The sequence below is a fragment of the Halorhodospira halophila genome, assembly GCF_016653405.1.
GTDB classification, from domain to species: domain Bacteria; phylum Pseudomonadota; class Gammaproteobacteria; order Nitrococcales; family Halorhodospiraceae; genus Halorhodospira; species Halorhodospira halophila_A.
On the sequence record NZ_NHSN01000030.1, the window covers coordinates 1 to 11,575 of the forward strand.

Below are 11,575 nucleotides of genomic sequence, written 5' to 3' on the forward strand. Positions count from 1 at the left end.
CCCCGCCCTGGCCCGCCTCGCCACGGCCTTCACCGTCCGCCCCGGCGCCCCGCGCCGGTACCTCGGCATCCGCCAAGTCATCCTCCCGGTAACGATGTGGCACCGCGGTCAGGGCGTGGCTGCGCACGGCCCCCATATCCGGCTCGAGCGTGGCGCGCAGGATCTCGTTGCTCACCTCCAGGTACAGGCGCATGCGCTCCAGGCAGTGCGTCCGGTCCTCCTCGCTCAGTTCGATGGCCTTGCGGTCGTCGGCTGCCGATCCACCGATGGCCATCATCAGACCCACGGCGGTGGCCGCTGCAAGCGTGCGCCGGGACAGTCGGTTGCGCATGGTATCGCAGCCCTCCTCAGAAGCTAGCCCGCAGGCCGAGCCGGGCGTAGCGACCCGGATCGGCGTAGAGCGAGGTATCGTTGCTGGTATCGAAGACGTTGTCGATGCCGGCGTAGAGGCGGACCTGCTCCCAGGCAGGCGGCCGGTAATGGCCCTGCAGATCCACTTGGGTGAAGGCCTCCTGCGCCTGCTGGTCATCCGGGTCGATCTCATCAACATGGGAGCCGGTGTACTGCACCCGCGCCCGCCAGCCGAAGCGCTCCCCGTGCTCGCCGGCCAGGGCCGCCCGGGCGCTCCACTCCGGGGCGTAGGGCAGCTCGTGTCGCTCGCCACGCTCGATGGCGTCGAGCCAGGTCACCCCCAGATCCACCCGCAGCCCGGCTGGCAGGGCCAGCTCGAGGCTGCCCTCGCTGCCGCCAATCCGTGCCTCGTCGTCAAGGTTGTAGAAACTGACATAGGGCTCGCCCCGCCGTTCACGGGTGATGCGATCCTCGATGATAGTGTGGAAGACCGCCAGGTCGTAGCGGCTCTCGCGCACCGGGCCCAAGGCCCCGAGACTGCCGCTGAGACCGATCTCAACACTCTCGCTGCGCTCTGGATCGAGGTTGTGGGGGGCTTTCTCCGACGTCTCAACGGCGGCACCGAGCTGACGCCTCCCAGAGGGCTGCGCCGTGTCGGCGTAAAGATCACGCGCTGCAGGCACACTGTACCCTTGGGCGTAATTGAGCCGCAGCCGCGCCGCCGGCGCGAAGGCATAGACAATGCCGCCTTCGACCGCCGTATTGTCGGCGTCATCCAGGCTGCTGTCGTCGTAACGGGCGCCGTAGACCAGATCCAGCCGGTCGGTAACCGCCCACTCGTGCTGCGCGAAGGCGGCGGCATCCCAGCGGGTTTCGCTGCCGCTGACCAACTGGTGGTCCTCGTACTCGTGGTCGCGGTGCTCGGCACCGAGTTGCACGCTGTGCGCCCGCCCCGGGGTCCAGCTGGCGATCAGTTCCTGGCGCCAGTCCGTGAGTGTCACGTCCCGGTCGCGCTCCTTGGGCCGCTCCCCCGCGGAATAGCCCAGCGTGGTCCACGGCTCGCTGGTGACGATCCGCTCCTTCTCGTAGACGCTACGGTAGCTGCGGAAGAAGAGGTTGAGCGTCCCGGTGGCCTGCCAGTCCGCCGCCGCGGCGAGCCCCAGGCGCTGGTTGTCATCGAGCCAGCGGGCGGGGATGTTCGCCACCGCGCCGTCATTCCCATCATCAACCTGCGTCGGTCCGATGTTGATGTAGTCGCGCTCCCGCTCTTCGTGCAGGTAATCGGCCTGCAGGGTAACCTGCAGGTCATCGGTGAAGAAGTGCTCCAGCGTACCGGCTAGGGTGTAGACGTCGGCTTCGTCCCGGCGGTCTTCGTCGATGGTATAGCGTTCTTGGACGTCGTAATCCGCAAACTTGTCGGGCTTAATGCCCCGTCGCCCCTCTGGCAGCACCGTGGCGGTCTCGCTGTATGCCGCCCGGGATGTAGCCTGGGCGTCGACCCGGAAGCGGGTGTCGAGACCGCCGCCGTGCAGACCGAGGGCGGCCTTGTAACGATCCGCCTCGGCATCCTCCGTGCGGGCACCGGCCTGCACGTCGATGTCCCCATGGAGACCGGGTTCCGGCTTGCGGGTGATGACATTGATCACGCCCCCGAGGGCGTCGGCGCCGTAGAGCACGCTGCCCGGCCCCTTGACGATCTCGATGCGCTCGATGCTCCCCGTGGGGATGCGGTTGAGCTCGTAGCGCCGGCTGGGCTCGCCGAGGACCCGGCGGCCATCGATGAGGATCACGTTGTCCTCGCGCCGCGCCCCGCGGATGCTTGCCTGGGTGCCGTCGGGGCTGACGAACAGGCTCGACTCGCGGCGCAGGACCTCACCGAGATCCGCGCCGCCGCTGCGCTCGATCTGCTCACGGTCGATGACTTCCACACTGCTCGGACTCCGCTCCCGCGCCCGCTCGCTGCGGGTGCCCGTGGTGACGGTCACCTCGGGCAGAACCTTGGCGTGGGCCGGATCGACGCCGCCGCTTGCCGGCGCCTGCTCAGAGCCGGCCATCGCCCATCCAGAGCTGACAGCCAAGCCGAAGATCCCCAATAGGATCAGGGAACGGCCCGGTTTCCAGGTGGTCATATCGATGCCCTCTCTCGGATGCCTGCAGGATACGGGCGTAATCTAAATGAGAACGCTTCGCATTGCTATTGATGCAGCGCAATCACCGGGCCGGAAGAGGGCAGTGCGCCTTTCTGCCGCACATGGCAGGCCCCAGCGTCGGCCCAACTAGGCGGCCGGATCGAACGGCCCAGGCGAGCCGCTCAAAGGCATCGGGCTGATTCCGGCATGGAGCGACGGCGGAGCCACAGGGCTCCGCCGCCGATGGGCTGGTTGCATGGTGGTGGTGACGCCAGCTCAGGCCGTGGCGGCCGCCTGCTGCGCGTCCAGCTGCGGGGTGTCGCCGGTAAGTCGCAGGTCGTAGCGCTCGGCCAGGGCCCGGAACAGGTTGTCGCTGAGGAAGGCCGGCGGGTTGGGCCCGAGGGTGATCCCCCGCACGTCGAGGCTGAGCAGTGTCAGCAGCACCGCCACCGCCTTTTGCTCGAACCAGCTGATAACCAGGGTCAGCGGCAGGTCGTTGACGTTGCAATCGAGCGCCCGGGCCAGGCCCAGAGCCACCTGGATGGCGCCGTAGGCGTCGTTGCACTGGCCCATGTCGAGCAGCCGCGGGAAGCCCAGGTGGGTACCGAACGACTGGTCGCGGATGCGGAATTTGCCGCAGCCGAGGGTCAGCACGAAGCTGTCCGCCGGGGTGGCCGCCGCATAGTCGTTGAAGTAATTCCGGCTGCGGTGGGCGCCATCGCAGCCGCCGATCAGGTAGAACTGGCTGATCTGACCGTTCTGGTAGGCCTCGAGCAGCGTGCCGGCGTTCTCCAGCAGGACGGTGTGGTGGAAACCGACGGTGGATTCGCCCGTGATCGCCTCGTCACAGGGCGCGCAGCGACGCGCCGCCTCGATCACCGGGGTGAAGTCGCCGTCGGTGATGCGCTGGCCGCCGCTGACCGCCGTGCTGCGCGTGGTGAACAGTCGCTCCGCATACCGCTCGGCGGGCGGCATGACACAGTTGGTGGTAACCAGGATGGCCCCGGGGAACGCCTTGAACTCGCGCTTCTGCTCCTGCCAGGCCCCGCCGTAGTGACCGGCCAGGTTGGGGTGCTGGTGGAGCGTCGGGTACATGTGCGCCGGCAGCATCTCGCCGTGGGTGTAAACCTGGATGTCGGTCCCCTCCACCTGCTGGAGCAGATGGTAGAGGTCGAGCAGGTCGTGGCCGCTGACCAGGATCCCCGGACCCGCCCGGGTACCCTCGGGTACGGTGGCCGGCTGCGGCTGACCGAAGGTCTCGACATGGGCGGCGTCGAGCATCTCCATGACCCGCAGGTTCATCTGCCCGCAGCGCAGGCAGAGCTCGAGCAGCGATTCGAGATCGAAGTTGACGTTGGTCATGGTGGCGAACAGCGCCTCCTCCATGAAGGCTGCCACCTCCGGGTCGTGACGGCCGAGCCGGCGGGCGTGGTGGGCGTATGCGGCCATCCCCTTGAGGCCGTAGAGCAGCAGCTGCTGCGCCGAGTGGCAGTCCTCATCCTTGCCACAGACGCCGGGGGAGACATTGCACGCCTCCTGACGGCGGACTTGCTCGCACTGATCGCAGAACATGGGCACCCCCTCACTTAACGATGTATTTTTGGTACACCGAATAGTGCCCAGTCGGCTGCCCTCGGTCAAGGGACCGGGGCCCGGCGGTGGCCGGCAGCGATGGCGAGCGGCCGCGGGCGGTGGATCAGCCCCCGGCGAAGGTGGCCGGGGTCTCGTTGAGGGGCAGGCGCCGCAGCTGTTGCGCCGTGCCGGGGTCGGCAAGCAACTGTTCGAGGGTGAAACCGTCCAGGTACTCGATGAATTGGTCCCGGGCGCCGTTGAGGACCCGTTTGAGCGAGCAGTGCCCACACAGGGGGCAGGGACCGCGGTCGCAGTGGATGAGCTCCAGGCTGTCCTCCATCAGGCGCACCACCTCGCCGACGCGGATCTCCGCCGGCTCGCGGGCGAGCTGCAATCCGCCCGACCGGCCCTGGGTGGTGTGCAGGTAGCCGTGGCGGGACAGCCGATGGACCACCTTGCGCAGATGCTCCTGAGAGATCCCGTAGGCGCCGGCGATCTCGCGCATGGTCACGCGCCGCGCGCCCTGGGCGCCGGCGTAGAGGAGCACGCGCAGGGCATAGTCGGTGTAGTAGGTCAGCTCCATGGCGATGGGTCCTTGATCGAACCCACCCAGTATACCTATACCGCCATCGCCCCGCGTTCGCCGTGCCGGGCGCGCACCCTCAGAAGCGTGCCAGGACCGCCTGCGCCTGCTGCCAGTCGGCGCCGTCCGGGGCGGTGGCCACCGAGACGCCGGCGTCGTGGTCCCGCACCAGATAGAGCACGCCGTCGAGCACGGCAACGAGGACCTCGTGCTCGGTCTCGGCCCGCACGATCTCCTCGAACCACCGCTTGCGGGCCGGCCACGCCAGCTGGGGGTCCACCAGCACGACCTTGCGTGCAGCCACCAGTCCTTGGTGGTTACGCTGCAGCCGCTCCCGGGTCTCCATCAGCAGGGCGGCGACCGCCCCGCGGGGATCGAGCGGCGTGGCCTGGCGCGCCTCGTCGAGCCGACACTGGACATGCTCAGCGAAATCGATCAGCCGGACCACCGCCGCCCGCTCGGCGGCGAGCGCCCCGGGCGAGGCGTTGAGCGCCAGGATCATCTGCATGCTCTGGAACTGCGCCTCGCTGGTCAGGCAGGTGCAAAGGGTATCGAGTTCTCGCGGGGTCCGGATCGCCGACATGGCAGGGTTGCTCCGTGTGGGTGACTGCTCCAGTGCAGGTTCCCTTGCTTGAGCAGGTTCCGTGCCAATGCGCTGCAGGCGGTGCCCGGCGGGCGCTCCGCGCCGCAATGCCCGGCCCTTGAGCTGGATTTGTAAGATTTCCAGACAGACGGCTGAGCCGCGGCCTGGCACGCCCCCCCCGCCGCCCGGCACGGATGAAGACGCGAGCGGCCATTCGTCGGTTTTTTTGACACCCGCTCGGGCAGCCCGCGGAATGCGGTCGCCGCGGCGGACCCGCCTGACAGCGTGCGCGCGCTGGGCTACATTGCAGGCTGGGAACCATGATGCGGGAGGTCGCAGGTGAACACGCCCCGGCTTTGCCACGATGTGGTGGTCGTCGGCGGTGGCATGGTGGGCGCCGCCGTGGCCGCCGACTTCGCCGGCCGCGGCTGGCGGGTGGGACTGATCGAGACCACCGGCCCCAAGCCCGTCGACGCCGGCACCCCCTACCGCCTCCGGGTCTCGGCACTGAACCTCGGCTCGGAGCACTACCTCGATGAGCTCGGGGCCTGGCACGCAATCCGCACCACCCGCGCCTGCCCCTACCGGCGGCTGCAGGTCTGGGACGATGACAGCCCGGCCCGGCTGACCTTCACCGCCGGGGAGCTCGGCCCCGACACCGATCACCTCGGGCACATCGTGGAGAACGACCTGGTCCAGGACGCGCTCTGGTCGGTGCTCGAGCACGCCGGCACGGTCCACCGGTACTGCCCGAACGAGACCAGCCGCCTGGAGCCGGCCCCCTTCGGCGCCACGGTGCGCCTCGATGACGGCCGCCGGGTCCACGGCAACCTGGTCATCGCCGCCGACGGTGCGCAGTCACGGCTGCGCCAGTCGGCGGGGATCCCGGTGACGGTCCGCGACTATCGCCAGCACGCAGTCGTCGCCGAGGTGACCACCCGGCCGGGACAGCAGGACATCACCTGGCAGCGTTTCCTGCCCGAGGGACCGCAAGCCTTCCTGCCACTGCTCGGCTCGCGGGCTTCGCTGGTGTGGTACACCACCCCGGACCGGGCTCGGCAACTCGCCGAGCTGGCGCCGGAGCAGCTGGGCCAGAGCATCGAGGCGGCCTTCCCGGCCGAACTCGGCGGGATCGAGTCGGTGGTGCAGCGGGCCAACTTCCCGATCCGGGCGCAGCACGCCCACTGCTACCAGGCGCCGGGCCTGGTCCTGATCGGGGATGCCGCGCACACCATCCACCCGCTGGCCGGCCAAGGCGTCAACCTGGGGCTGCGGGACGCCCGGGCATTGGCCCGCCACGTGTCGGCAGCGGTCGAGGCGGGCTACGCACCGGACGACCCGCGGGTGCTCAGCGCCTACGCCCGCGAGCGACGCCAGGACAACCAACTGATGCAGTCGGCGATGACGGCCATCCACGGGCTCTTCGGCGCCCCGTGCCGGCGCCTGGCCTCTCTGCGCCGCTTTGGGCTGCGCCTGGCCGACCACGCCGGGCCGGCCAAGCGCCTCGCCCTGCGCTACGCCAGCCACGGGCGGTGGGCCGGCTGACGCGGCGCCGGGCGGCTACTCGGAGCCGCTGACCCGCCGCAGGCGGATGCCCAGCTCGCGCAGCTGCGCCTCGCCCACCTCGGCCGGCGCCTCGGTGAGCATGCAGGTGGCGGTCTGGGTCTTGGGGAAGGCCATGACCTCACGGATCGAGTCGGCGCCGGCCATGAGCATGACCAGCCGGTCCATGCCGAAAGCGATCCCGCCGTGGGGCGGGCAGCCGTACTGCAGGGCGTCGAGCAGGAAGCCGAACTTGGAACGGGCCTCTTCCTCGCCGATACCCAGAAGCCCAAAGACCGCTTGCTGCATCTGCGGGTCGTGGATACGGATCGAGCCGCCGCCGAGCTCGACGCCGTTGAGCACGCAGTCGTAGGCCCGCGAGACCAGCGCCTCGGCGTCCTGTTGCTGCAGCTCGGCCGGGTCCTGGACACACGGTGCGGTGAACGGGTGGTGCAGGGAGTAGAGACGCCCGTCTTTCTCGTCGTACTCGAACATCGGGAAATCGACCACCCACAGCGGGCGCCAGGCGTCCTCGACCAGTTCCATGTCGTGGCCAATACGCACCCGCAGCGCGCCGAGGGCGTCGTTGACGACGCTGGCCCGGTCGGCGCCGAAGAAGACCACATCGCCCGCCTGGGCGCCGGTGCGCTCGAGGATACCCTGTACGGCGTCCTCGGTGAGGAACTTGACGATGGGCGACTGCAGCCCCTCCACGCCCTGGCCCGGGTCGTTGACCTTGATGTAGGCCAGCCCCTTGGCGCCGTAACGGCCGACGAACTCGGTGTAGTCGTCGATCTGCTTGCGGGTCAGCGCCCCCCCGCCGGGTACGCGCAGGGCCGCCACGCGGCCACGCGGATCCTGCGCCGGCGCCGAGAAGACCTTGAAGTCCACGTCGCGGACCAGGTCGGCCACCTCGATCAGTTCGAGCGGGATGCGCAGATCCGGCTTGTCGGAACCGAAGCGGTCCATGGCCTCGGCGTAGCGCATGCGCGGGAAGGGATCGGGCAGCTCGACGCCGAGGACCTGGCGGAAGAGCTGGCGGAGCATCCGCTCGGTGACCCCCATGACGGCCTCTTCGTCGACGAAGGCGGCCTCCATGTCGAGCTGGGTGAACTCCGGCTGGCGGTCGGCGCGCAGGTCCTCGTCACGGAAGCAGCGCACGATCTGGTAATAGCGGTCGAAGCCGGCCATCATCAGCAGCTGCTTGAACAGCTGCGGCGACTGCGGCAGCGCGAAGAAGCGGCCGGTGTGGGTGCGGCTGGGCACCAAGTAGTCGCGCGCGCCCTCGGGGGTGGCCCGCGTCAGCATCGGCGTCTCGATGTCGAGAAAGCCCTCGTCCTCCAGGTGGCGACGGATCACCGAACTCACCCGGGCGCGCAGCTGCAGTCGCTGCTGCATCTCGGGACGGCGCAGATCCACGTAGCGGTGGCGCAGGCGCACGTCCTCGCCCACCTGCTCGTGCTCGTCGAGCTGGAACGGCGGGGTCTTGGCGGTGTTGAGCACCTCCACCGCCTGGCCCAGGACCTCGACCCGGCCGGAGTGCAGGTCCGGGTTCTCGGTGCCCTCCGGGCGGTGCCGGACGCGGCCGGTGATGCGCAGGACGTACTCGTTGCGAGCGCGGTCGGCGGCAGCGAACGCCGCCTCGGTGTCGGGATCGACCACCACCTGCACCAGGCCGGCCCGATCGCGCAGATCGATGAAGATGATGCCGCCGTGGTCCCGCCGCCGGTGCACCCAGCCGCAGAGCGTGACTTCAGTGTCCAGGTGGGTTTCGCAGATCTCGCCGCAGTAGTGACTACGCATGGTTTTTTCCGGATTGGTGGTCGGGCCAAAGGGGGGCAATGGTAAGCACGCCCCCCGGGGGGTGCAAGCAAACGGGTCGCAACGCGGCGGGACGCTCAGCCCTCCTTGAGGTCGAGCCCGATGAGCACCTTTTCTCGTTCGGAGAGGTCGCCGACCACCCGGCGCACGGGGGGCGGCAGCTTCTTGATGACCACCGGAGTGGCCAGGATGCGCTCGTCCTCGGCCAGCTGGGGGCGCTCGAGGATATCGATCACTTCCAGGTCACAGGAGGCGTCGTCGCCGTAGGCCTCCCGGATGATGCGTTCAAGGTTGCGGATGGCTCGTTCCGCCGCCGGCGTCCGCCCGGCGATGTAGAGCCGCAGGACCAGCTCGCTCACGACGCTCCCCCCGTCTCGGCACCATTGGCCACGTGCACGCCGTCTCCGGACAGGTAGTACTCCAGAACCCGGTCCGAGGTCGGCAGACCGCGCGCCTTAACGACATTCAGCAGCCTGCACAACCTGCCGTCACGCTCGTCGCGGCGCAATTTGATCCAGACGTCGATAATGGAGGAGACATCCATGTTGCTGACGCCATCACTGTAGTCGGGCAGCAGTTCCGTAGCCAGGACGGTCACACCCTCGCGCTTGAGCATGTAGAACAGGCGCAGCAGCATCTCCTTGCCCTGGCGGTCGTCGTGGGGATCGCCCAGCGCGCTGGCCGGGTCGAGGACCACCACGCCCGGGGCCTGCCCCTGCACCGAGCGCATCACCCGCAGCAGGTGTTCCTCCCAGCCCAGTTCCACCGCCAGCAGCGGCTCCAGCACCAGCCGGCCGCTATCGATGCACGACGCCAGATCCAGGCCCACACTGCGCTGATTGCGCAGCAGCTCCTCGGTGGCCTCCTCGAAGCTGAGGTAGAGCACGGAGTCGCCGGCCCGGCACGCGGCAGCGGCGAAGGCTGCGGCGAAGCTCGTCTTGCCGGTGCCCGACTGCCCCGAGACCATCACCGCCGAGCCGCGGTACGGGCCGCCGCCCCCGAGCATGGCGTCGAGGCCCTCGACGCCAGTGGTGTGCCGCTCCGAGGAGGGCCGGGCCTCGAGCCGCGTACCGGTGATCGGGGACAGGAACACCCCTTCGTGATCGAGGAGGAAGGGGAACTCGTTGGTGCCGTGTCCGCCACCGCGGCGCTTGAGGATGCGCAGCAGGCGGGTCATGCGCCGGTAGCGCACCTCCTGGCGCAGGAGGATGACGCAGTCGGCAATGTAATCCTCCAGCCCGAAGCGCTCGCTGAAGCCGGAGTGTTCGCCGGAGGTGATCAGGGTGGTGGCGTCGCGCTCGCGGATCCAGTCAAACACCCGGGTCAATTCCGCGCGCAGGCTGTTGCCCGGGGCGAAGCTCTCGTCCATGCCGTCGATGGCGTCCACCACCAGCCGCCGTGCGCCGAGGGCGTCCAGGGCGTAGCCGATGCGCGCGAGCAGCGCCGTCAGCTCGACCTCACCGCCGGAGACCAACTCGGAGCGATCGGGGCGCATGTCGAGGATGCGCCCCCGCCCCGCCGCCAGGTGCTCGTCCAGCGGGAAGCCGAGCGCGTGGGCGTGGCGCGTAAGGGCTTCCGGCGACTCGTCGAAGGTGGCCAGCACCGATGGCTCGCCCTGCTCCAGCCCGTGGCAGAAGAAGGTCAGCGCAATCGCCGTCTTGCCGGCCCCCGGGCCGCCGCGCAGCAACGTCGGCTGCCCCTCGGGTAGCCCGCCGTCGAGGATGAAGTCCAGACCCTGAATGCCAGTGGCCGCGGTCTGCGCCCCGCGCCGGGCGGCGCTGCTGCGCCGGGCGCGTTCGCTCGCGGAGGTGCTGCCTTGTGCCATGCCTTGCTCCGAGGTGGGCTGCCCGTCTGGCAGCGTGCCAAAAAGCGCCGACGGGGTCCAAGGCCGGCGCCGCGGCGTTTCAGCTGGAAGCAGAACCGGAGGAGCCAGCCGCCGCAGCCCCCGACTGCCCACCGCCACTGCCTGCGGAGGTGCCCGCCGATGACGCCGACTTGTCGCCGCTCTTGTCACTGCTCTTGTCGCTGCCGCCCTTGTCGGCGCCATTGCCGCCCCCCTCGGCGACGTTCTTGCGTTGGCCCGACTTGAAGTCGGTCTCGTACCAACCGCCGCCTTTCAGGCGGAACGCCGCCGCCGAGACCAGCCGCTTGAGCGACGCCTGGCCGCACTCGGGACAGTCGGTCAGCGGGCCGTCCGATACGGACTGGATGGCCTCGAGACGGTGGCCGCAGCCACAGCACTCATACTCGTAAATCGGCATCGATCCTCTCCCTCCTGGTCAACCACCCAAGCCGTGACGGCTTTTGAATGGGGACTGCCACGGCTGAAAACAAGGCCCGCCCGCTCAGCGGCAGAAGGGCCAGAACTGATACCACCGCCAGCACTGCAGCTCGTCCTCGCACTCGGCCAGCTGCTGCTCGTAGCGCCGGGCCCGGGACTCAACATTGCGGGCGACGCGCTGCAGGGTCGGCTTCTGGCGGTACGTGCCCCGCCGGTACCCGCCGTGCCCCTCGTGATAGGCCAGATACAGCCGCCTCGGGTCGTCCAGATCGACCCCGACCCGCTCCCGGGTGCGCTGGTTGTACCAGCCGATGAAATCCAGCGCGTCGCGCATCCGGGTCCGGTGGGCGTCCCAGTGAGCGGCATCCTCCCGATATTCGCCCCAGACCGGATCCTGCGCCTGGGCGTAGCCGTAGGCGGAACTCGGCCGGCGCCAGGGGATGATCCCGAGCAGCCGGCGCCGCGGCGGGCGGGCGTCGGCGATGAACGACGACTCCTGATGGACGAAGGCCATCTGGATGGGGATCGGCGTCCCCCAGCGCTCCTCGGAGCGCCGGGCGTGATCATACCACTCGGGGTTCTCCTCGAAGATGACGCAAATGTCGTCGATGTCCGATGGCTGCGGGCGATGGGCGCATCCGACCAGCACCACCAGCAGCACCGCAACCCCAAGGATCCGCAGGATTCGCCCTGGCGTCATGCCCGCCTCACGC

11 protein-coding genes are annotated in these 11,575 nt (G+C 69.3%); 1 reads left to right on the forward strand and 10 read right to left on the reverse strand.

Features of this window, described 5'->3' with window-relative positions; translation table 11 throughout:
* From CCR79_RS11800 to CCR79_RS11820, 5 genes are all read right to left on the reverse strand, one after another.
* Window positions 1-331, reverse strand: a 331-nt coding sequence (locus tag CCR79_RS11800) for a hypothetical protein (protein ID WP_201173008.1), incomplete at its 3' end; no start/stop codon positions are given.
* Between the two features lie 16 nt (window positions 332-347).
* Window positions 348-2,480, reverse strand: a complete 2,133-nt coding sequence (locus CCR79_RS11805) for a TonB-dependent receptor plug domain-containing protein (RefSeq protein WP_201173010.1) — start codon at window positions 2,478-2,480, stop codon at window positions 348-350.
* A gap of 276 nt (window positions 2,481-2,756) precedes the next feature.
* Window positions 2,757-4,052 carry a hydroxylamine reductase gene (gene hcp, locus CCR79_RS11810; protein WP_201173012.1) on the reverse strand — a complete coding sequence of 432 codons (1,296 nt, stop codon included), beginning with the start codon at window positions 4,050-4,052 and terminating at the stop codon, window positions 2,757-2,759.
* A 124-nt stretch (window positions 4,053-4,176) separates the two neighbouring features.
* The gene (locus CCR79_RS11815) at window positions 4,177-4,635 is read right to left on the reverse strand and encodes an RrF2 family transcriptional regulator (protein WP_201173015.1); all 459 of its coding nucleotides are present in this window, start codon (window positions 4,633-4,635) and stop codon (window positions 4,177-4,179) included.
* A gap of 79 nt (window positions 4,636-4,714) precedes the next feature.
* On the reverse strand, window positions 4,715-5,218 hold the full coding sequence (locus CCR79_RS11820) for a hypothetical protein (protein ID WP_201173018.1): 504 nt from the start codon (window positions 5,216-5,218) through the stop codon (window positions 4,715-4,717).
* 339 nt (window positions 5,219-5,557) lie between these two features.
* On the opposite strand from CCR79_RS11820, the gene CCR79_RS11825 reads away from it, so the two are divergent.
* A complete protein-coding gene (locus CCR79_RS11825; protein WP_201173021.1) occupies window positions 5,558-6,763 on the forward strand; it encodes an FAD-dependent monooxygenase in 1,206 nt (401 codons plus the stop codon).
* Between the two features lie 15 nt (window positions 6,764-6,778).
* Here the strand turns inward: CCR79_RS11825 and aspS are convergent, their stop codons facing one another.
* From aspS to CCR79_RS11850, 5 genes are all read right to left on the reverse strand, one after another.
* The gene (gene aspS / locus CCR79_RS11830) at window positions 6,779-8,563 is read right to left on the reverse strand and encodes an aspartate--tRNA ligase (RefSeq protein WP_201173024.1); all 1,785 of its coding nucleotides are present in this window, start codon (window positions 8,561-8,563) and stop codon (window positions 6,779-6,781) included.
* Window positions 8,564-8,658: 95 nt separating this feature from the next.
* Window positions 8,659-8,940, reverse strand: coding sequence for a circadian clock KaiB family protein (locus CCR79_RS11835; protein ID WP_201173032.1), 282 nt, complete (start codon window positions 8,938-8,940; stop codon window positions 8,659-8,661).
* Complete coding sequence (gene kaiC, locus CCR79_RS11840) at window positions 8,937-10,406, reverse strand: circadian clock protein KaiC (RefSeq protein WP_201173036.1); 1,470 nt, start codon at window positions 10,404-10,406, stop codon at window positions 8,937-8,939. Before kaiC ends, CCR79_RS11835 begins: the two co-directional genes overlap by 4 nt.
* A gap of 79 nt (window positions 10,407-10,485) precedes the next feature.
* Window positions 10,486-10,842: an FmdB family zinc ribbon protein gene (locus CCR79_RS11845; protein WP_201173038.1), complete on the reverse strand. Its 357-nt coding sequence runs from the start codon at window positions 10,840-10,842 to the stop codon at window positions 10,486-10,488.
* Window positions 10,843-10,926: 84 nt separating this feature from the next.
* Window positions 10,927-11,562, reverse strand: a complete 636-nt coding sequence (locus tag CCR79_RS11850) for a hypothetical protein (protein ID WP_201173040.1) — start codon at window positions 11,560-11,562, stop codon at window positions 10,927-10,929.
* Window positions 11,563-11,575: the final 13 nt, after the last annotated feature.